This is a genomic window from Stenotrophomonas sp. 610A2, assembly GCF_030549615.1.
GTDB lineage: Bacteria > Pseudomonadota > Gammaproteobacteria > Xanthomonadales > Xanthomonadaceae > Stenotrophomonas > Stenotrophomonas pigmentata.
In genome coordinates this window covers 4,099,045-4,119,872 of record NZ_CP130832.1, presented here as the reverse complement: position 1 = coordinate 4,119,872, position 20,828 = coordinate 4,099,045, and the positions used below count along the sequence as shown (strand labels likewise).

General features: G+C 61.0%; 14 protein-coding genes. 6 read left to right on the top strand and 8 right to left on the bottom strand.

The window, feature by feature from the left end:
- Window positions 1-52: 52 nt before the first annotated feature.
- On the bottom strand, window positions 53-1,585 hold the full coding sequence (locus Q5Z11_RS18250; protein WP_303747715.1) for an arylsulfatase: 1,533 nt from the start codon (window positions 1,583-1,585) through the stop codon (window positions 53-55).
- A gap of 362 nt (window positions 1,586-1,947) precedes the next feature.
- On the opposite strand from Q5Z11_RS18250, the gene Q5Z11_RS18245 reads away from it, so the two are divergent.
- A complete protein-coding gene (locus Q5Z11_RS18245; RefSeq protein WP_303747714.1) occupies window positions 1,948-3,159 on the top strand; it encodes a serine hydrolase domain-containing protein in 1,212 nt (403 codons plus the stop codon).
- Between the two features lie 138 nt (window positions 3,160-3,297).
- On the opposite strand, the gene Q5Z11_RS18240 is transcribed toward Q5Z11_RS18245, so the two are convergent.
- Together Q5Z11_RS18240 and Q5Z11_RS18235 are read right to left on the bottom strand one after the other, a co-directional pair.
- Window positions 3,298-3,939 carry a CDGSH iron-sulfur domain-containing protein gene (locus Q5Z11_RS18240; protein ID WP_303747713.1) on the bottom strand — a complete coding sequence of 214 codons (642 nt, stop codon included), beginning with the start codon at window positions 3,937-3,939 and terminating at the stop codon, window positions 3,298-3,300.
- Between the two features lie 181 nt (window positions 3,940-4,120).
- A complete protein-coding gene (locus Q5Z11_RS18235; RefSeq protein ID WP_303747712.1) occupies window positions 4,121-4,963 on the bottom strand; it encodes a class I SAM-dependent methyltransferase in 843 nt (280 codons plus the stop codon).
- A gap of 282 nt (window positions 4,964-5,245) precedes the next feature.
- On the opposite strand from Q5Z11_RS18235, the gene Q5Z11_RS18230 reads away from it, so the two are divergent.
- Window positions 5,246-6,739 (top strand): SulP family inorganic anion transporter, encoded by a 1,494-nt coding sequence (locus Q5Z11_RS18230; protein ID WP_303747711.1) that lies wholly within the window; start codon window positions 5,246-5,248, stop codon window positions 6,737-6,739.
- Window positions 6,740-7,005: 266 nt separating this feature from the next.
- Here Q5Z11_RS18230 and Q5Z11_RS18225 read toward each other — a convergent pair whose 3' ends face one another.
- A complete protein-coding gene (locus Q5Z11_RS18225) occupies window positions 7,006-8,754 on the bottom strand; it encodes an acyl-CoA dehydrogenase family protein (RefSeq protein ID WP_303747710.1) in 1,749 nt (582 codons plus the stop codon).
- Between the two features lie 183 nt (window positions 8,755-8,937).
- Between Q5Z11_RS18225 and Q5Z11_RS18220 the strand changes: the two genes are divergently transcribed.
- Together Q5Z11_RS18220 and Q5Z11_RS18215 are read left to right on the top strand one after the other, a co-directional pair.
- Complete coding sequence (locus Q5Z11_RS18220; RefSeq protein WP_303747709.1) at window positions 8,938-9,909, top strand: superantigen-like protein SSL4; 972 nt, start codon at window positions 8,938-8,940, stop codon at window positions 9,907-9,909.
- Between the two features lie 188 nt (window positions 9,910-10,097).
- Window positions 10,098-11,174 carry a chitinase gene (locus Q5Z11_RS18215; RefSeq protein WP_303747708.1) on the top strand — a complete coding sequence of 359 codons (1,077 nt, stop codon included), beginning with the start codon at window positions 10,098-10,100 and terminating at the stop codon, window positions 11,172-11,174.
- Window positions 11,175-11,501: 327 nt separating this feature from the next.
- On the opposite strand, the gene Q5Z11_RS18210 is transcribed toward Q5Z11_RS18215, so the two are convergent.
- Complete coding sequence (locus Q5Z11_RS18210; RefSeq protein ID WP_303747707.1) at window positions 11,502-11,810, bottom strand: ASCH domain-containing protein; 309 nt, start codon at window positions 11,808-11,810, stop codon at window positions 11,502-11,504.
- 124 nt (window positions 11,811-11,934) lie between these two features.
- On the opposite strand from Q5Z11_RS18210, the gene Q5Z11_RS18205 reads away from it, so the two are divergent.
- Window positions 11,935-12,708, top strand: coding sequence for a lytic transglycosylase domain-containing protein (locus tag Q5Z11_RS18205; RefSeq protein WP_303747706.1), 774 nt, complete (start codon window positions 11,935-11,937; stop codon window positions 12,706-12,708).
- Window positions 12,709-12,881: 173 nt separating this feature from the next.
- On the opposite strand, the gene Q5Z11_RS18200 is transcribed toward Q5Z11_RS18205, so the two are convergent.
- Window positions 12,882-13,355, bottom strand: coding sequence for a hypothetical protein (locus Q5Z11_RS18200; protein WP_303747705.1), 474 nt, complete (start codon window positions 13,353-13,355; stop codon window positions 12,882-12,884).
- Between the two features lie 87 nt (window positions 13,356-13,442).
- On the opposite strand from Q5Z11_RS18200, the gene Q5Z11_RS18195 reads away from it, so the two are divergent.
- Window positions 13,443-15,527, top strand: a complete 2,085-nt coding sequence (locus tag Q5Z11_RS18195) for an NHL repeat-containing protein (RefSeq protein ID WP_303747704.1) — start codon at window positions 13,443-13,445, stop codon at window positions 15,525-15,527.
- Window positions 15,528-15,629: 102 nt separating this feature from the next.
- Here the strand turns inward: Q5Z11_RS18195 and Q5Z11_RS18190 are convergent, their stop codons facing one another.
- Together Q5Z11_RS18190 and Q5Z11_RS18185 are read right to left on the bottom strand one after the other, a co-directional pair.
- The gene (locus tag Q5Z11_RS18190) at window positions 15,630-16,253 is read right to left on the bottom strand and encodes a hypothetical protein (RefSeq protein ID WP_303747703.1); all 624 of its coding nucleotides are present in this window, start codon (window positions 16,251-16,253) and stop codon (window positions 15,630-15,632) included.
- 382 nt (window positions 16,254-16,635) lie between these two features.
- Window positions 16,636-19,656 (bottom strand): TonB-dependent receptor, encoded by a 3,021-nt coding sequence (locus Q5Z11_RS18185; protein ID WP_303747702.1) that lies wholly within the window; start codon window positions 19,654-19,656, stop codon window positions 16,636-16,638.
- Between the last annotated feature and the right edge of the window lie 1,172 nt (window positions 19,657-20,828).

The window sequence follows — 20,828 nt, the reverse complement described above, 5'->3', positions numbered from 1 at the left end:
AGAGCGTGAGCTCTGCGCTGCTTTCTTTCACGGGGGATTGTTCCCGTAGCGCTCAACTGCTCGGATGCAGCGATTCCAAATCCTTCAGCCGAGTCAGCGCTTCAGTCTGCCGGATCAGGTCGTAGTTGATGCTGCCTGCATTGAGTGAACTGCCGGGCTGATAGGGGAAGTCCTTGAAGTCCGAGAAGAAGGACTTGATGGCACCCATCACCGGCACGATCAACCACATCTGCCGGGCCAGGAAATCCACCGCGCCGCCGCCGTCCTCCAGGCCGCGTTCGTACGGGTCCATGCGCAGGTTGGTGATCGTGGCCCAGTTGGTCACCGTTCTTGAGCCGGTGGCGATATTGCCGTGCGCCTGCACGGCGAAGCTCAGCTTCCAGTCTTGGTAACGCACGGCGTTGAGGTTTCCGCCCTGGTCGAAGTAGAAGATCGATTTGCGTGGGCCTTCCTTTTCCTTCCCTTGCAGGAAGGGCATGAAGTTGTAGCCGTCCAGCTTCACCTTGAACTTCTTCTTGCCGAGCGTGACACCCTTGGCCAGCTTCTCCTTGATGTCCGGTACCCCAGCCGCCGCACATAGCGTTGGGAACATATCGATCAGGGAAATTGGCTCGTTGACTACCGTGCCAGGTTTGATCACGCCAGGCCAACGGATCGCCATCGGAATGCGGAAGCCGCCTTCCCAGGTCGAGCCCTTCTCGCCACGGAACATGGTCATTGCGCCGTCGGGCCACAATGCGATTTCTGCGCCGTTGTCGGTGGTGTAGACCACAATGGTGTTGTCGTCGACGCCAAGCTTGTCCAGCAGGTCGAGTAGCTGGCCGACGTGGCCGTCGTGCTCGACCATGCCGTCTGCATGCATGCCCTTGCCGGTCTTGCCCAGCGACTCCTCTTTGAGGTGGGTGAACACGTGCATGCGCGTGGTGTTGAACCAGACGAAGAACGGTGACTTGTCCTTGACGCTCTTCTTGATGAAGGTCTGCGCCGCACCGAGGAATTCTTCATCCACGGTTGGCATGCGCGCCTTGTTGAGCGGGCCGGTGTCCTCGACCTTGCCATCGCCATAGGAGTGGATCACGCCGCGCGGCCCGTACTTCTTCTTGAACGCGGGATCCTTGGGATAGAAGTAGCTTTCCGGCTCTTCCTCGGCGTTGAGGTGATAGAGATTTCCGAAGAACTCATCGAATCCATGGTTGGTCGGCAGATGCTGATCCTGGTCGCCCAGGTGATTCTTGCCGAACTGGCCGGTTGCATAGCCTTCGCTCTTTAGCACGTCGGCAATCGTCGGCATCCATTCGGCGATGCCGTGCGGATCGCCGGGCATGCCGATGGTCAACAAGCCGGTTCGAAACGGCTCCTGGCCAAGAATGAATGAGGCGCGCCCGGCGGTGCAGCTTTGCTGCCCATACGAGTCGGTACAAAAAGCGCCTTCATTGGCAATGCGATCGATGTTTGGCGTCTGGTAACCCATCAGCCCGCGCGTATACGCGCTGATCTGTGGAATGCCGATATCGTCGCCGAAGATCACCAGGATATTGGGTTTGCCTTTGGAGGCAGTCGATGCGGTAGGGGCCACGTCATTCACCAGAGTATCAAGCGTCGTGATTCGACCACGCCAATGCTGAGCGCCGCTCGCGGGGACTTCATGCGCAAGATTGCTGATGCGGTCTAGGTAAAACTACGGCGCGCTAGCGTTCGCTGGCGGCGGTGGTAAACAATGGCTCACCTCGCAGCAATTGATGTTGCTCGCGTGCGTTTCTGGTTCCTATGGGACGCCAGAGGCGACGGCCTCGGGGCCATCCCCGGCGGGTTCGGGCATTTATCGCGGTGTTTGTCCGCCAACACTGGCGGAACACCGGCTAAGCTCAGCAATCACCAGGGAGACCGCTGGCAATGCCTACTCGCACAGTTCCAAGCCGCCGTCGCTTCATTATGCAATCTGCCACGATGGGCATGCTCGCCGCACTGCCGTCGGTGCGAGCGCTGGCCGCGCCGCGCAAGGACACCAGCAGCAGTTCGTGGATTCCTGATGAAACACTCCTCGCCGAGCTCCCGCGAATCATGCAGGCCTTCGCGGTTCCAGGTGTTGGCATCGCCGTTGTCGAGGACGGCGAAGTGGCGTGGAGTCGAGGCTTCGGCCTGGCAAATGTGCAGGCGAAAATACCTGTGGATGCACGCACGGTGTTCGAGGATGCATCACTCAGCAAGCCGGTGTTTGCCTATCTGGTGATGCAGTTGGTGGAGCAGGGGAAGATTGATCTGGATGCGCCGCTGGTGGCTTATCGCAGGCCTGATTACCTCGGTGATCACCCGTGGCTTGCGCTGATCACCGCACGCGATGTATTGCGGCATACGACGGGTCTTCCGGATTGGCGCAAATCGCCAGCGACCGAGAAGCTGGTGCCGATGGTCAAGCCTGGTACGCGCATCAACTACTCCGGCGAGGCGTTCGTCTGGCTGCAACTTGTGGTTGAGGGCATCACCGGGCAGAGTCTGGATGAGGCTATGCAGATGTATCTGTTTGGCCCGGCCGGGATGAAGGACAGCAGTTACACGTGGAATGCGGACCTGGCTGCGCGCTCTGTCTTTGGATATCCAGCGCATGATCGTACCGATGGCGGCGCGCCACGACAGGTGATCCGCGAGCAGTGGAGCGTCGCTCAGCAGGTCGCGGACCGCTGGGGTAAGCCATTGTCCGCATGGAAGTACGCCGATGCCGAACGTGCAATGCCCGAAGTGCTGGCGCTGGCCCCTGCCGGTCTGGTGGCATGGCCTGGCGATATCCTCGCCAATGCCGCTGCAAGCCTGCGTACGACAGTGCAGGACTACGCGACCTTCCTCAGTTTGATGATGGCCGGCCGCAAGTGTGCGACATGGGAAATAAGCGAAGCCTCACGACAGGCAATGTTGACGCCACAGATCAGCTTGCCCGGTCGATGGACCGAGAAATGCCTGGGCTGGAACACCGAGCAGACCCGTGACGGACCGGTGTTCTACCACTCAGGCAGCAACAGCGGCATCTTCAAGAATTTCGCGATAGGTGATGCGCAGCGACGGCGCGGCATCGTGGTCCTGACCAACGGCGGCAGCGGTTCGCTGGTGCACCAACGGGTGGTGCGTTCGGTTACAGGGTATGACCTGCTGTCTTACGATCTCTAGTCGATCTGCTTTCGTATCAGTGGCTTTCAGTATCTTCAGGAGACGCGGACAGAAATATTGTCGGTCCGGTTGTTGAAATTGCAGCGTTCTAATTGAAGCCACTGGCTCGGCTCGGATCGAGTCGGGCAATGCAGCGACTTACTCACCCTCAGCCTGAAACCCAACTTTCTTATGGCTGCCATCGCAAAAGGGCTTGTTGTTGGAGTGACCGCAGCGGCATAGCCAGGTCTCGCTGAGGCGGTCGATGGTGCGGCCGGTGCCGCTGACGACTTCGAGGTTGCCAATCACGTGCAAGGGACCGTTCGTGGTCGGCTTGATCTGCAGTGGACCATCGCGCTGCGATAGTGCCTCTGACTTCTTTTCAGCGGGTTCGCCAGTAGCGACGAAACCGCACTCTACATGGCGGTGATCGCAGAACGGTTTGTTATGCGATTCGCCACAGCGGCATAGCGTCGCGCGCATGCCTTCATCCTTGCCGGCGATCAGCAGGGGCGCGTTGAAGGCGAGGGGGCCGTTCTCACGGATATGCACCAGGTTCACCACCGGTGCCGGTTCGCTGTGCGTGCCGTCGTTGTATTCGTAGCGGATGGCGCCTGAGGGGCAGTTGCGGGCGATCAGCTCCACCTCTTCCGGGGCGACCGCGTCGGGGTGGATCCATTCCCCCACCACGTTGGGTACGAACACATCCGGATGGCTTAACACGCAGTTGCGTGAGTGGATGCAACGCTCGCTGTCGAAATGGATGGTGACGGTTTTGCCGCGTACGGTTTCGGTTGCCATGGGCTGCCTCCGCTTCGGAATGCGCAGTGTCGCGCAGGCGAGGTGAAGGCTTGCGTATACAGCTTGGCGTCTTTTTGTAGGAGCGGCGTAAGCCGCGAAGCTGGTGCCAATGAGACAGCCATTGGGCTGGGGCATGAAGGGGTACGAGCTTCGCGGCTTACGCCGCTCCTACAAAGGTCGGCTATTTACGTATCGCCAGCACGCCATCCAGCGCCAGTTCGGCCTTGAAGCCGGCTTTCTGCAGGCGGGTGGCGACTTCGCGCGGCACGTCGCGGCCGCTGGTCAGCTTGTTGGGGGCGCCGGTGTAATGGAACAGACGGCCGCCCTTGCGCAGCACGCGGGCAAGGTGATCGTAGAACACCTGTGAATACAGTTCGCCGGCGATGCCGAAGCGCGGCGGGTCATGCAGCACCGCATCCATCGAGGCGTCAGCGATGCCTTCGATTTCCTTGGAGACATCACCGTGGTTCAACTGCAGCCGGCCGCCTGCGTGTTCAGCATCGGGATCCGGCGACCATGGGTTGAGGGTGCGCAGCCACAGCACCTCCGGGCTCTTCTCGAACGAGCGGATGCTGGCCACACCTTCGTCCAGGCAGCAGGCGGCGAAATACCCCATGCCTCCGCAGGTATCGAGCAGCTGCTTGCCGCGTGGCTGCACCAGCGCCACCTTGCGGCGGGCGTCGTCCAGCGGCGAGATCTGCGCGCTGACCAGCATCTTGATGCCGTCGATCTCGAAGGTGGGGATGCCCCAATCAGTGGGTACCAATTTGTACAAGCCGCTGCCGAAGCGCGAGGCAGCGCTGAACTCCTCGCCGTCCCAGTAGTAGATGGTGCGGTCCTTGAGCTTGGCCGGCCACGGGTAGTGCTGACCCTTGTATTGCCAGCTGTCGGCGCTGACGCTGATGCTTTCCTGGCTGCGGCCCAGGTCGAGTGAGGTGCCGAGCTCGCTGTTGCCCTTCTTCAGGGCGTTTTGCAGCTGCTCGAGCAGCGGGCGGGTGAGCAGGGGGCCGGTGTAGTGGGGCATGGGGGGGCGAAGGTGATGCGGGGGAGGGAATGCTACCGCAGGGGGAAATTTGGGGCTTTGGTTCTGCTCGAAGAACACCCCTCCCCAGCCCTCCCCTTGCCTGCGGCAAAGGGAGGGAGCTTCTGCCCCCTCCCTTTTGCGTAGAAAAGGGGAGGGCTGGGGAGGGGTAGCTTTGGACGTTCACGGAAGCTGCCCTAACCAGCGCCCAGCAACCCAAGCAGGCATAATTCGCGCCCCTTACTTTGATTCCGCCTGCTTTGCCAGCACCGGCGGCCAGCCCGTATGTCCTCCCTGCATTCTGAACTGGCGCAATGGCGCGCCAATCCCCTGCGTGAAATGTTGGCCGGAGCCGTGGCCACGTTTGCGCTGATCCCCGAGGTCATCGCGTTCTCATTCGTGGCCGGGGTGGACCCGCAGGTTGGCCTGTTCGCTTCCTTCGTGCTGAGCATCGTCATTGCGGTGTTCGGCGGGCGGCCGGCGATGATCACGGCGGCTGCCGGTTCGGTGGCCTTGGTGGCGGCGCCGCTGATCAGCGCGCATGGTCTGCCGTATCTGTTTGCCGCCGGCCTGCTGGCGGGCGTCATCCAGATCGTGTTCGGCGTGTTGCGCCTGGGCGTGCTGATGCGCTTTGTCAGCAGCTCGGTGCGTACCGGCTTCGTCAATGCGCTGGCCATTCTTATCTTTGCTGCCCAGCTACCGCAGCTGCACGGTGCCACCGCTGCTACCTGGGCGATGCTGGCCTTGGGCTTGCTGGTGATCTATGGGCTGCCACGGCTGCCTTTGCCCGGCGTCCGTGCGATTCCCTCGCCGCTGATCTGCATCGTTGTGCTGAGCCTGCTGGCATCCTGGCTGAAGCTGGATCTGCCTACGGTTGCCGATCTTGGCAAGTTGCCGGATGCGCTGCCGCAGTGGTTGGGCCTGCCCTCGCTGCCGTTCGATCTGGACACACTGCGTATCATCGCGATGCCGGCGTTGGCGATCGCGATGGTGGGTTTGCTGGAATCGATGATGACGGCGCGGGTGGTCGATGAGCTCACTGATACGCCCAGTTCCAAGGACCGGGAGTGCACGGGTCTGGGCGTGGCCAATATCGCCGCCAGCCTGTTCGGTGGCATTGCCGGCTGCGGCATGATCGGGCAGACCGTCGGCAACGTGAAGTACGGTGGCCGAGGCCGGCTTTCGACCTTGTTTGCTGGCGTGTTCCTGCTGGTGCTGATGGTGTTGCTCAAGCCCTGTGTTGGCCAGGTGCCGGTGATCGCGCTGGTCGCGATCATGGTGATGGTCAGCGTGTCCACGTTTGACTGGCGCAGCCTGGGTGCATTGGTGAGGCATCCACGCCTGTCCGGTGTGGTGATGCTGGCGACGGTGGCGGTGACCTTGGGTACGCACAATCTGGCGGCCGGTGTTGGCGTAGGCGTGCTGCTGAGCGGGGTGTTCTTCGCGCTGAAGGTGGCGCGCCTGCTGCGCGTGGAAGCACAGGATCAGGCCGATGGCAGCCTTCGCTATGTGGTGCGCGGGCAGGTGTTCTTTGCGTCTGCCGACGCCTTCATTGATGCGTTCGATCCGCGTGTTGCTGAAGGACGCGCTGTGGTGATTGATCTGTCCGGCGCACAGCTGTGGGATATCACTGCGGTGGCGGCTTTGGAAAAAGTGGTCAGTCGCTATCGCCATCATGGCGTGAAGCCGCGCGTGCTGGGGCTGGACCGACAGGGTCGGGCACTGCTGCGGCGGGTACTGCGTGACGGTGAGTTGGCGGCGGATGACCCAGCTTTGTAGGAGCGGCGTAAGCCGCGAAGCCGGTGGAGCTGCCGATTACCGGGTTGATTGCAATTGCAGAATCTTCTTCGGCGGATAGCTCGGTTGCTTCGCGGTTTACACCGCTCCCACAAGCGTTGGCCGCGCGTGTTGCTGTTGTGGGAGCGGCATCCGCCGCGAAGCTGATGCACTTGCCGGTTGCCTGGGAGTTTGCAATTGCAAGAACTCCCTTGGCGGATGGCGCGCCAGCTTCGCGGCTTACGCCGCTCCTGCAAACATCCGGGGGCTTACATCACGTCCCAGGCGTAGCCGCCGCGCTCCAGTACCGATGCGGCCAGCGATTCGACGATCTCATCTTCGTTGCGCTCAAGTCCGCGTACGTTACGCGCCATGCGCCGGCGTGCCTGGCGGGCGAATAGACGGGCGATCTTCACCGCGTCGTCCGCAGCAGGGTGACCCGCTTGCAGCAGGCTCTCAACGCGTGAAAGAACACACAGCCCGACAAACAGGTCGATGGCGATATCCGCCACGCGCTTCTGCGCGTGCTGCTGGTCTGCGATCTTCTTGCCGTGCTTGCGCAGCAGCCGGTCCGAGGCCTTGGACAGCTCCACCGTGTACTTCTCGCACAAGCGCGCCAGCGGTCGCAGCGCATCGTTGAGTGGCGCGCGGATGCGGCCGGTGCCATAGCCCGTGGCTTCACGTACGCGGCGTCCGGCATAGTCGCTGAGCACGCCGAAGCCCTTGATCGGGTCGTTGAAGATGCCGCCGACCGCGCTCTGCAGTTCGCTCAGGGTTGCGCCCACGCCCTTCAGGCCATTCAGTGCCACATACAGGCGCAGGATCTCGTTGGTGCCTTCGAAGATCGACAGGATGCGGGTGTCGCGGGTCATCTGCTCGTAGGGCAGTTCGCGCATGAAGCCATTGCCGGCAGCAATCTGCAGTGCTTCGTAGCAGCTGCGCTGAACCGCCTCGCTGGCGAAGATCTTGCTCATTGCAGCTTCCACCGAGTAGTCGGTGCGGCCGCTGTCGATCAGGTGCGCCACCATCCACACCGTGCTTTCGGCGGCGAAGCAATCGGCAGTCATCTGCGCGATCTTCTCGCGCACGAGGCCGAACTCGGCAATCGGCTGGCCGAACTGCTTGCGCTCGCTGGCTTGGGCGCAGGTCATGCGTATCAATGCGCGCATGCCGCCGACAGCGCCGCCGCCAAGACCGGTGCGGCCGCTGTTGAGGATGTTCATTGCAACCTTGAAGCCCTTGCCAACCGGACCCAGCACATTGGCTGCGGGCACACGTACATCGCTGAAGGCGACGGTGGTGGTGGACGAGGCGCGGATGCCCATCTTGTCTTCGTGCGGGCCGTGGCTCACGCCTTCCCAGCCGGCTTCGACAATGAAGGCGGTGACCTTGCCTTCCGGCGTGTCGGTGCGTGCGAACACGGTGTAGAAATCGGCGATGCCGCCATTGGTGATCCAGATCTTCTCACCGCTCAGCGTCCAGCTGCCGTCATCGTTGCGATGCGCCTTGGTACGGATGGCTGCCGCGTCGGAGCCAGCGCCGGATTCGGTCAGGCAGAACGCGGCGATCATCTCGCCGCTGGCCAGTTTGGGCAGGTAGCGCTGCTTCTGCTCGTCGTTGCCGAACAACAGCAGGCCCTTCATGCCGATCGAGCTGTGCGCGCCGATGGTCAGCGATACCGAGCTGTCATGGCTGCTGGTTTGGCCCAGCACGCGCGCATAGGCGCCGTTGGAGAGCTCCAGTCCGCCGTATTCCTCGGGAATGATCAGTCCGAACAGGCCCATGTCGCGCAACGCCTGGATGAACTCCGGTGGCTGCTCGGCGTCGCGGTCGTACTGGCGCAGGTCGGCGGTCTTGTCGGCCAGGAACTGGTCGATGGCGTCGGTCATCGCGCCCAGCATCTCGCGGTCGCGCTCACGGATCTGCGGGTAGGGGAACAACACATCTTCGGCGATATGGCCAAAGAACAGCTGCTTGGCGATGCTTTCATCCAGGTTCTGTGCTGCAACGGTATTCACGTACGGCTCCTTGTGCTGCGAACGGTGACGGCGTTTGCCCGATGATGACCCACTCTTGCCACAGGTTCACACATTCAATGGGCACAATCGTGGAACTCGTTGTGCTCTTATCGGTCTTTGCAGTGTGCCGATGTACCGTGACAGGGCGGTTGTTCCCCTGCGTCGTGTTCTTGATGGAGTTGCATGCGTTCCGAATCTGCTGCCGAACCGCTATGGACCCGACTGACTGCCGGCATGATTGCCCTTGCATTCATGTCCGGGCTGGTGCGCTTGTTGCTGCAGTTGCCGGAGCTGAACCTTGCACGGGAAGAAACGCGGATCCAGCTGCGTTGGTTGCTGACCTCACCGCAGGCGGCCGCACTTGCACCGCCGCAGCAACGCGCAGCTTCAGCGCTGCCGGATAGTCCACAGCGTGCGCCGACAGCAGCCACCAACAACGCGCCTACCGTCGATGCACCGCCTGCAACTCCGCAGCTTGCGGTGACTGCAGTGCCTGCAGCGAAGCCATCGGCAGCGCAGGCTGGCTGGTCGCAACGCCTGTATGGCAAGGACGGCACATTGGCGGTGCCCACGGACGGCAACGCCACGCGGCAGAAGAGCGCGACCGAGCGGGTGTTCGAGCACCGCGACGAGTTGGCGACCGGGGTTGGTGATCGACCGCTGGAGAAAATGGTTTCCGGCATGTTCGAGGACAAGGAAAAGCCGCCAACGCTTGGGCAGATGGGCGCGCGCTTGATCCATGGTCCGGATATCCAACCGGCGCAGGCACGGCGCCCGCCCGAGGTTGCGTTCAATCCCAACCTGCACGAGCGCAAGTCCGATCTGGGCAGCGAGGCCACCGGGGATGCCTATAAGGCGGCGCCCATCCGCTACGAAAAGGCGCCGGACATGAAAGGCGAAGCCAGCCGCCGTATCCGCGTCGCACTGGGGGCGCTGGAGCAGCGCTACCCGCGATGCAATGGGCAGCAGCGCCGGCAATGGCTTGCCCCGGCGATGACGCACCTGGATGCGCTGCAACGCGCCGAGTACCGCTTCAACAATGGCGCCGATCCGGTGGAGGCCGAGCACAGCCTGCTCAGCGCGGCCGACAGCGCCTATGACATGGCCCGGCGCGCACTGTGGGATGCCGAGCGGCGCATGAAAATGTGCACTTGAGCGGCGGTCATCCTGGGCCAGCAGCGGGCCTGGCTGTTGCCATTGCCGGTTCCTGCTGATCGACCTGCGCGACAGCTGCCAGACAAACCGGGACAAAACAGGACGACTTTTCTAAGTTATTGTCTTTGAATGGTTTTTTGCCGGTTTCGCATGCCTAGAATCGGGCGTCTTCCTATTCTGGTGCTGCAATGAAGTCGATCGGTCTGTTGTTCTCCGTGCTGGCGCTTGTTTCCACATTCGGCTGTCAGGCAACGCCGGCGCCGGTGCCGGTGCCGGCGGCAGGCGTTGGCGTCGCGCCCGGCCATAGCCATGCGCTGCCCAGGCACGCGCTGGTGGGCTATCTGCACAACTTCGACAACGGCCAGGGCTTGCTGCCCGTCGGCAAGGTGGACGAGAGTTGGGACGTGATCGTGCTGGCCTTCGCCGATGACATGGGCGAGGGCAAGGTGGCGTTCAACCCGGATCCCGCGCTGGACCGCACGCAGCTGATTGCCGACATCGCCGCCAAGCGTGCGCAGGGCAAGATCGTGGTGCTGTCGTTCGGTGGCGAGCTGGGCACGGTGACCTTGAACACGCAGCGCGACGAAGACAATTTCGTGCGCACCACCGCCGATGCGATCAATACCTATGGCTTCGATGGCATCGATGTCGATCTGGAAAAGATCGCAGGTGTGGTGCACGGTGCGCCGGTTACGCCGCACCTGATCTCGGCGGTGAAGCGCCTGCATGGCATGTACCCGAACCTGTATGTCTCGATGGCACCGGAGCACCCGTATGTGCAGGGCGGCATGGTATCGATGGAGGGCATCTGGGGTGCATACCTGCCACTGATCGATGGCCTGCGCGAGGAATTGGACCTGCTGCACGTGCAGCTCTACAACAACGGTGGTTTGCCAACACCGTATCGTGCCGAGAAGTATCCGGGCGGCAGCGTGGACATGATGGTGGGCTCGGCCAGGATGCTGATCGAAGGCTTTGACCTGGCTGGTGGCAAGGGCCGTTTTGTGGGTTTGCGTGCGGACCAGGTTGCGTTGGCGTTGCCGTCGGGTCTGCGTGCCGCAGGAAATGGTTATGCAACGCCAGCTGATATCAATCGCGCCTTTGATTGCCTGACCACGGCGAAGCAATGCGACGAGGTGAAGCCGAGCCAGCCGCATCCGGATTTCCGTGGCGTGATGACCTGGTCGATCAACTGGGATCTGGCCGATGGGCGTGCGTTCTCGGTGCCTGTTGGTACGCATCTGCGGGCTGCGCAGCGGCGTTGAGCGTGGTTGGGGGTTTTTGTTGTTTTTGCTGGGTGAAGCAAAAGCAAAAGCTACCCCTCATCCGGTGCTTCGCACCACCTTCTCCCGTGAACGGGAGAAGGGAAGGGCGACAGCCACAGCAACAGCAACAGCCACAGCAACAGCAAAAAGCCGCAGCAAGGGCCGCAGCCGTAGGTGCACGGTAGCCCGGGTAAGCGCAGCGCACCCGGGGCTGTTTGCGGACCATCCGAATTGGCACTACATCTTTGCTTCCCGCGTGCGCTGCGCTTACCCGGGCTAGGGGTTGCTACGCAACCAGCCTATCCGTTGCCATCCAAGCCAGTGCTCTCATTCGATCCAGAAATGCACCAAGGTCACCAGCTCGTCGCTGCGAAAACCGGGATAGAGGCGCTGCATCACCGCCAATAACCCCGCAGGCGTCCGGCAGGCTGGGTCATGCTCATCACGCAGATCAGCCTGGTCCAATGCATCAAACGCCCGCAGTTCTGTCTGCAGTGGCAGGGGGCCAAGCTGGCGGCCTTCACCCAGCTCAACCCAGGCCTGCGCGACCCCGTGCCAGCGTGCTCCGCGCCGTACGCTGGTGTTGCGTCCGGTATGGAATTGCGGGTTGTCGAAGCCGAGCAGGGGCACGGACATGAGGGCGGGCCGGGGCGTGGAAAGCGGGTATTCATTCTGGGCGCGATTGGCGGGTTTTTCATCACCTGCCGTTCAAACATGCAGGCTCAGCATCGTGTCCTTCCTGAAGATTGGACCTGGCCCCATGCCGCGCGCGGCCGCGCTTGTGCTGTTGCTGCTGTTGTACGGGCTGTGCGCGCCGTTGCAGGCACGCACGGTGTACCGCTGCGTGCAGAAAGGGACGGTCAGCATGGCTACGGCGCCGGAGCCGGGTTCCAGCTGCAAGGCCATCGAGCTCGACGACAACGCCGTGCAGACGCCCAATCTGTGGGGCAACTTCGGCGTCTTCAGTGGCACCCTGTACGAGCGTGAGCAGGACGGCAAGCTGGTCTACTCCACTCGCAACTTGCCCGGCTCAAGGCCTTACCTGCGCTTTACCGTGGCCACGCCGCCGGGTGAACCGGCCCATGAAGGGCTGGGGCAGGTCGGCACACCACAGTTGAACCGTCACGCACCTCAGTTCCGCGCTGCGGCAAAGGCTACCGGCGTGGATGACGCCTGGCTGCGTGCCGTTGCGCATGCCGAGAGTGCGTTCGACGAGAAGGCGATATCGCCCAAGGGCGCACAGGGCGTGATGCAGTTGATGCCGGAGACGGCAAGCGAATATGGCGTGAGTGATCCCTTGTCACCTGCGCAGTCCATCAATGGTGGCGCGCGATATATGAAATCGCTGCTGCGTCGTTACAACGGTGATCGAACTCTTGCGGCTGCCGCATACAACGCCGGGATCGGGGTGGTTGCCCGCTATGGCGGCGTGCCGCCGTATGCCGAGACGCGTCAGTACGTGGACAAGGTGCTGGCGTTGTACGGGCGTTATCGCGAGGCGATGGGGACTGGGCCGGAGCGGCCGGCGTTGTAGTTTTTTGGTAGGAAAGCGAGCAGAGCGAAAGCACCCCTCCCCAACCCTCCCCTTGCCTGCGGCAAAGGGAGGGGGCGGATCGAGCGGCACTGCAGCTTTTGCTTCAGTCCCCTCCCTTGCGCAGCAGGGGAGGGTTAGGGAGGGGTGCTTTGGCTTTGGTTTGGACCTTGGCTTCAGCTCTCAGCCCCAACCGTCCCAACCTCCATCAACCGCAACTGCTGCCATCCCACGTGATGCATCAGCTCACGCACCACCACCAGCGCGGCGACGAAATCCGGCCGTTCCGGAATATCCAGGTTTTTTGCCGGCATGCCTGCCGCTACCTGCGCCAGCTGGTTGAATGCCCGCTCCACTTCCTCGATATCCAATTCGCAGATGGCCTGATGCGGGTAAGCCAATACGCCCGGCAACAGCGCCAGCACGGGATCCGAGCTCTCCAGCAGGTCCAGTGGATCCATGCGCAGGGCGGGTATCCATGGCATCAAGGCGTCTTCGGTGGCGGCGATGGCCTGCTCCAATGCCTGCTCCGACGGTGGAAAGTGCCGCAGGCCGGCCTCCAGCAGCGAGGACAACGACAGCGGCAGGCTGATGTCGGTGGTCTGCCCGGCCTGCAGGCGGATCAGGTCTTCTTGTAGATATAGATGCACGCGGTTCTCCAACGGGCAGGGCTTTCGGCGGTTTCGCCGCGGGCCGTGAGCGTCTATCGTGCCGGGTCCGTCGTTGGTTGGGTGTACATGGATCGCAAACATTGGGTAATTGCCGTCGTCGCCGTCACCGCTGTCGCCTTGGGCGCCAGCTTCCTGTGGGCACCGCAGGCGCCTGAGCCGCTTGGCCCAGCACCGACACCCTTGGGCTGGCAGGCGCAGATCGACTTGTTGGGCGGCGACGGAATCGCAGGCAATAGCGCTGGCAAGGGCGACCAAACCCGCTTCAGTGATCCCTGGGGTGTGACGATGGGCGGCGGCCTGCTGTTTGTGGCCGATGCCGGCGAGAACAACCGCATTCTCTACCGCAGCCTGGACGGTGTCTTCCAACCGCTGGCCGGTGGTGTGGAAGGCTTCGCCGACGGGCAGGGCACTGCGGCGAGGTTCAATACGCCGTCTGGCATCGCGCTGGATGCGCAGGGCAACCTGTACGTGGCCGACACCGGTAACCACGCCATCCGCAGGATCACCACGCAGGGGCAGGTCACGACCGTGGCCGGCGACGGTACGCCAGGCTTCGCCGACGGCAACGGTCCACAGGCGCGCTTCAATGGGCCGATGGGCGTGGCGGTGGGCGCGGACGGCCGGATCTATGTTGCCGATACCTGGAACGATCGCATCCGGGTGATTGCCGCCGATGGCACGGTCAGCACCCTCGCTGGCGGTGCACTGCCGGGCTGGGAAGACGGGCAGGGTGCGCAGGCACGCTTTGATACACCCACCGATCTGAAATTCGACAGCCACGGCAACCTGTGGGTTGCCGACCTGCAGAACAACGCGCTGCGCACGGTCAGCAGCACCGGCATGGTCAGCACCCGGGTTGGCATGCCCAACGCCGATCGCGTGCTGTGGGGGCCGATGAGCCTGGCCATCACCCATGACGACGTGGTCTATGTGGGCGAGCGGCTGAGCGGCCGTGTGGTGCAGTTGTCACCGCATGGCCATCTGGTGGCCGTCGCGGGCAACGACGCGCAGCGCTTCGCGCGGCCTGCAGGATTGGCGCTGGCGCCGGACGGCAGCCTGCTGCTGAGCGATGCCGATGCGTATCGCATTCACCACCTCGTGCCGCGCACAGCGACGGCGGCTGATCTGCCTCCGCAACTCGGGCCATCGCCGGACAATCCGCTGCCTGGCAACCAAGGCCGCTGGCCGTTGGCGCCGCAGCTGGGTTGGCATGAAGTCACCGGTACGCTGGGCGAGGTGCGCGGCAACTTCAGTGGCGAAAGCCGGCACCACCTGCACAGCGGCTTCGATGTGCGCGGTGATGTTGGCCAGACCGTGCTGGCGGTTGCCAGCGCCAAGGTCAGCAGCCCGGCATCGACCTGGACGCTGGGTGGGCAGGCCGAAGGCCTGTCGCTGGACAAGCTCGATTACATCCACATGAAGGTTGGTCGCGACGCAGCCAACCGCCCGCTGGATCCGACGCGCATGCAGCTTGTCTACGACGAAGCCGGCCAACTGGATCGCGTGCGCGTACGTCGCGGCACCCGCTTCCAGCCCGGTGACGCACTGGGCAGCATCAACAACCAGGCACATGTGCATCTCGCAATCGGTCCATCTGGCTACGAGCGCAACGCGGTACGTCTTGGCTTCTCCAACTACGCCGACCACGTTGCCCCGAAGATCGACGACATCGCTCTGCTCGACAGCAACGACCAACGCCTGACCGAGAAGCTCGACGGCCGCCTGCTGGTGCCACGCAATGGTGCTGGTCTGCAACTGGTGGTGGAGGCCTGGGACCAGGTCGACAACAACCTGCCGCGTCGTCGGCTGGGTTTGTACAGTCTTGGCTACCAGATCCTGGATGCCAGTGGCAGGCCACTGCCAGGCTACGAACAACCACGCACCAACATCATCTTCAATCGCATGCCGCCGCAGCGCGAAGCGGTGAAGCTGGCGTACGCAGCCGACAGCGGCATCACCGTGCATGGCAGCAGCAGCACACGCTTCCGCTATGTGCTGACCAATACCGTGCGCGATGGTTTGTTGGGGAAAGGTGAGCTGCAGCTGCTGGAACTGCAACCGGGCAACTACACCATCCGAATAAGTGCCAAGGATTTCAGCGGCAACCAGGCCTTGGTAGGAAACACGCTGGAAATCAGCGTCAAGCAGTGAGCGTTTGAGCACGAGCGCTGTGCTCATGCTTCAGATCGCGGATGCAGGAAGTGGGCACGGATCATTTGATCCGTGCCCACCTTTACGTGCATCTTCCGATGTTTACCAGTCGTACTGAAGCTGCATGCGGACATAGCGTGGCGAGGTGTAGTACTTGCCGGCACGGTAGCTGTAGAAGTCAGTGACCGTACCCGCCGAGTTGTACGAGTACTTGGTCTCATACACCTGCAACGGCTTGATCGAATTGAAGGCATTGAGCACCGACAGCTGCATGCTCAGGCCTTCGGCCCACTTCGGCTTGTAGACCACGTTGGGGCTGAAGCTCAGCGTCCATGGCGTGCGGCCGGAGCTGCCCAGCTTGGAAATGTCGTCCTCGCCAACGTTGCAGGTATGGAATACGCCAGCGTAGCCGTACTCGGTGCCGAACGTGCCGGTGCCACCACCCAGGCAGCTGATCGGTGCGCCCGACTGTACCTGGATGTTGGCGCCCACCTGCCACTCATCGTTGAAGTTGTAGCCGCCGTATAGCTTGAAGGTAAGTCGATGGTCGTTGAAAAGATAGCCATCGGGGCCGTACATGATCTCGGCGAAATCGAAATCCGAGGTGGTACCGGTATCGCTCTGACCATTGGTGCTCTTCACCAGACCTTCGTAGTTGCCGCTGAGCTTGACCCAGGTGTAGTTGAAGCTGGCATACCACTTGTCGGTGTGCTTCTCCGCTGCCAACTACAGTGCCTTGTAGTCACGTTGGGCCTCGGGGCCCATTTTGTCGGAAAAGACGTTAAGGGGGGCGGTGGTGCCGTCGCCGCCACGTCGGGTCAATTGCAAGCCTTACCACCACCTATCGGCTTGATGACAACCCAAAAAAGCTTTGTCTTTGTCGCACCAACGGCTTGACGGGGCAGCTTTCAGGACAAGTCTGGTCGAGGGGGAAAGAGCAGGATCAAGGTCATCAGGCACGCTATTTGCGGATTCCTTGAGAATGGCAAATCTTTAACTGCTAAGCGGCTTTTCGCCAGGCTGGGTACACAAGAAAAAAAGACCCCGACGCGAGCGTCGGGGTCAATAGGATCAAACTTGCTCGAGAGAGCTAGCTGCTTTTCTCCGATCAGAAGTCGTAGCGCAGCCCGAAGCGGACGTAGCGCGGGGTCGAGTAGCTGACCACGCGGTCGGTCTGAGCATAGGGATTGCCGACAGAGCCAATTTCACCGTACTCAATGAAGTTCTGAGCAGTCTGCGAGTTGGTTACATTGAACACGTCTACAGTCAGCTCCAGCTTATCCTTGAGGAAAGCCGGACGGTAAGCTGCGCCGAGATCCAGGCGGCCGATCCACGGAGTGGTGCCGGCGGAGCCACGCGACGAAACCTCTCCGTTGCAGTAACGGTAGTACGGGCCGGAGTACTCAACAGTATTGCTGAACTCGCCGTCCGGATCCGGACCGGCATAGATACCGGTGCAGTTCTTGGGACGACCCGACATCATCGTGAAGGTGGCCGAGACGCGCCACTCCGGGTTGAACTGATAGAAGCCAAACGCCTTCAGGTAGTGGCGACGATCATTCGGAAGGTTGCCATTTGCATGGAACATGATCTCCGGATGGTCCCAATCCATCGTCTGAGAGACGTCACCTTGCGCAACGTCAGACTTCAACTGGCCTTCGGCATTGCCGTAGTTGTGCGACCAGGTGTAGTCCACCTTGCCGTAGAACTTGCCGTCGAACGGGTGTTCCAGGAACAGGTCGATGCCCTGATAGCGACGCTTGAGCTTCGGGAAGCCCATCTGTTTGGCGGACAGCGGAACCGTGATCAGGTTGCCATTGCCATCGTCCAACTGGAAGGTATTTGCTTCGCCCGGGTTGAACAAACGGCAGTGGTTCAGGCCGTCGCCAAGTGCTTCCGCGACATCCTCCGAATAACCGTTGTCAATCGCCCAGTTGTACGCGGGACGCCAGTCGCAGACATCGTCAATGGCGCTCTTCAGGTCTCGATAGACATAGCGTGCGCCGAACACCAGCGAATCGCTCAGCTGCTTCTCCATACCGAGGACAAATTCATCCTGGAAGTGGGACTTCAAGCCCTTTGCTGCTACCGATGCGGGGTCTGGAGCCTGGCCGTACTCATTGTTGGATGAGTACGGGCCGTCGCCCAACGCGGTGAGGCCCAACGGAGTACCGTTGTTCGGATCGATTCCGGTGAAGGAGAAGTACTCCATCGTGTACGTCGAGCCTGCAGCGCCACGGAGTGCTACGTTGTTCGGCATTGCCAGGTGGTAGCGGCCTGCATTTGCGAAGAGCTTAAGCGTTGAATCGCCGTAAACGTCCCAGCTCACACCCAGACGCGGAGCCCACTGATCCTTCTGTTCCACGTAGACGATGCCGTCTGCGTTGAAGTTCTGGAACTGCTCATTGCGGACGCCAACCGAAAGCAACCAGCGATCGTTGATCTGCCAGCGGTCTTCCAGATAGAAAGCCTTCTGTTCAACCTTGAAGGTGCCACCGTTGGCATAGACGTACTTGATGACGTAGTCACCATTGCCACCAGGGCCGCTCGCGCCACCGCTGCCTGGGATGTTCTGATTGGCATTGGCAGCGCCAACCGAGTTGTAGCTCCAGCGATAGCCAGGACCCGACGTCACTTCACCAGCGCGCGACTCGGAGTTCTGTTCGTCATAGCCCGCACGCAGTGTGTGGTCTCCGATTCGCCATTCCAGGTCGATACGGCCGCCATCGGTCTTGTCGTATGCATCAGGGAAGTCGAGCTGGTCGTAAGCGCCGAAACGAACCGGATTCGGGTTGTTGCGGGAATCGCTGACGTAAACGACAGAAGGATCGTAGCCCCACGGGGTAGCAATATGATCCTGTTCCTGCTTGCCATAAAGGGCGGTCAGCGTCAGGTTGTCGGTCAGATAGCCGGTGTACTTGCCGATGTACAACTCACCGCCATCTTCATAGTAGTAGCCAGCATTCTTGGTGTTGCCGCCGGTCAACGGGTTGGTGCCGGTGTAGTTGTACTCATACTGGGACAAGGTCTGCTTGGTGGTGTCACCAATACCGGTGAACTCGAGCAAGTGATTGTCGGTGATGTACCAGTCCAACTTGGCCAGCCAGCGCGGAACTTCATAGTTGCGCTTATGGAAGCCGGAGTCCGTGTTGGAGCGGGTTGCGACGGTAACGCGATCCTGATCCTCGAATTCACCCGACGCGTAGAAGAACAGTCGATCCTTGATAATTGGGCCGCTGACGTACGCACCGTAGGTCAGCGAATCAGTTTCCTGAGCGCTGAGGTTCTGGTAAAGCAGGCCATCGTTTGGCGTGCCGTTCTTCGGGTAGTAGATGTTGCGCTGCTTTGAGCGGAGGTTGTCCGGGCTCCAAAGTACCTGAGCACCAGCCTTGAAGTCGTTGGTGCCGCTCTTGGTGATGATGTTGACCACACCGCCGGTAGCACGGCCGAATTCAGCGCCATAACCACCGGTGATTGCCTGGTACTGGCTGATGCCATCGAACGGCAGCGAGGTCGACCCTAGGTTGGTAAGCGGATTGGTAACGGCGTAACCGTTGATGTAGAAGGCGTTCTCGGAAGCAGCAGAACCACCGAAGGAGGCAACATTGCCGTATCGGGAGTCAGCGGCGACAACGCCTGGAGTCAACAAGGCAAGGGCATTGATGTTGCGCCCGATCGGCATCTTGGCGATCTGCTCAGCGGTGAACACCGAACGCGTGTCGGTGGAGGACACGTCGATCTTCACAGCTGCGCTGCCGCGGACCTCAATGCGATCCATGTCAGTGGCGGAGCCTGAAGCGCCGGCTGCAGCGGCAAAGGAGACTTCGCTGCCCGAACCAAGCTGAACGATCACGTCAGGTTTGGAAGCGATCACCTGGCCGTCGCGCTTCAGCTCGACCTGGTACTTGCCAACTGGAAGCGCCGATGCGTTGTAACGGCCATTGGCATCCACGCGAAGCTCGCGGGTCAGGCCGGTCTCCGTGTTGCGGATAGTCACAGTAGAACCCGGCTCGCCGCCAGCGCCGTAGATGGAGCCTGACGCATTGGACTGGGCGTTCGCCGTAGAGGCGAGGCACAAGCCCAGAGCGACGCACAGCGATGCTCGGCGAATGGTCTTGGTTTTGATCATTGCGTTTTCTCTCCTGGAACAAAACAGTCAGTCATTTGGGCTTGGTTGCATCTGAAAGTTGGTCGAATGCAAAGCCAAGGTGAACGAATACTAACCATATCCTGGGGCAATCTAAACAGAAGGTTAACTTTTTAAAGTTCTGTAATCCTTATTTTTGATCTAAGTATTTGATTTATATATTAATAATTTTTTCCTTGCAAAGCGACTTCTTTTGGTTTCTTCTCGAGCATGACAGGATGGGAGAGCCTTGTTCAACATAACCTGTTGTTTTTATTTGGAAATATGCCGTATCAAGCCGTCTGCACACTTTTCCTTCTTTAGTTGACTGAATTTAGGAAAAGTGGTCGATATGGGGCGTCAGGCAAGAGGGGCCTGGCGAAGTGGGCCTTTGCAGCGGCACGCTGTCTGTATGCGTCGAAGGGAAAGCCGTCGGCCACATGGCCAAGCAGTTGTCAGCGGGCTTGGGCAGAATCAGGTGATGTGCGGACCTTCATCGAAAGGTGCGCTGGCAATCCGCTGAAGATCCTCGACTACATTTGCCGACTATGCAGGGCCATGAGAGTTGATGTCCCTTATCCACTCGCATGAGCATTCGCGCCGATCGGATCCGTAAACGCAATCTGGTCTTCGCGATGCAGCGGCGCCAACTAGGATCCTTGTCGTGCGAACAGGCCGGATGCGAGCGACGCTTTGTCAAGGATCAGAGTAGTCGCTTCAGGAGGGGCGCCGAGGCGGGGAGTTGGGCTGAGGTCCCCCTGCTGTCAGTGATACTCCAGCGAAGCCCCATGCCATCTGCAGCGTGATCGCCCCACGCTCTGGTACAAGCACGCCGCCAAGTGGGAAGAGTGTGAGTCTTGCTTGCCTCGACAGCGTTCACTGCGAGCTGGCACTACAAACTCGCCATTTCCCGGCCGAGTCAGCGCTTGCAATTTGAGATCTTGCATTTGCCGATCTGCAAGCCATCTTCTGCAGGGAAGCAGGCACTTGCTGAGTCAGCATTGGCGTAGCGGAACTGCTGTCAAGATGGGCAGCGTTCGAGCCGGTACGAGCGCTGCAGATGAGGGTCTCGTTTATCAAGAAAATCTCGGAAGTCCGTCAACGATTAATGGTTCATATTCGTGATAGAAATTCTGCTTGCGCTCTTCATTTGAAAGAAATATAGAGAGGCTGCA

Excerpts from the sequence above, each read along its gene's own strand:
- Q5Z11_RS18230 (WP_303747711.1), top strand. The coding sequence starts at position 5,246 with ATGTCCTCCCTGCATTCTGAACTGGCGCAATGGCGCGCCAATCCCCTG.
- Q5Z11_RS18220 (WP_303747709.1), top strand. The coding sequence starts at position 8,938 with ATGCGTTCCGAATCTGCTGCCGAACCGCTATGGACCCGACTGACTGCC.
- Q5Z11_RS18235 (WP_303747712.1), bottom strand. The coding sequence starts at position 4,963 with ATGCCCCACTACACCGGCCCCCTGCTCACCCGCCCGCTGCTCGAGCAG.
- Q5Z11_RS18195 (WP_303747704.1), top strand. The coding sequence starts at position 13,443 with ATGGATCGCAAACATTGGGTAATTGCCGTCGTCGCCGTCACCGCTGTC.
- Q5Z11_RS18205 (WP_303747706.1), top strand. The coding sequence starts at position 11,935 with ATGCCGCGCGCGGCCGCGCTTGTGCTGTTGCTGCTGTTGTACGGGCTG.
- Q5Z11_RS18215 (WP_303747708.1), top strand. The coding sequence starts at position 10,098 with ATGAAGTCGATCGGTCTGTTGTTCTCCGTGCTGGCGCTTGTTTCCACA.
- Q5Z11_RS18185 (WP_303747702.1), bottom strand. The coding sequence starts at position 19,656 with ATGATCAAAACCAAGACCATTCGCCGAGCATCGCTGTGCGTCGCTCTG.
- Q5Z11_RS18210 (WP_303747707.1), bottom strand. The coding sequence starts at position 11,810 with ATGTCCGTGCCCCTGCTCGGCTTCGACAACCCGCAATTCCATACCGGA.
- Q5Z11_RS18245 (WP_303747714.1), top strand. The coding sequence starts at position 1,948 with ATGGGCATGCTCGCCGCACTGCCGTCGGTGCGAGCGCTGGCCGCGCCG.
- Q5Z11_RS18240 (WP_303747713.1), bottom strand. The coding sequence starts at position 3,939 with ATGGCAACCGAAACCGTACGCGGCAAAACCGTCACCATCCATTTCGAC.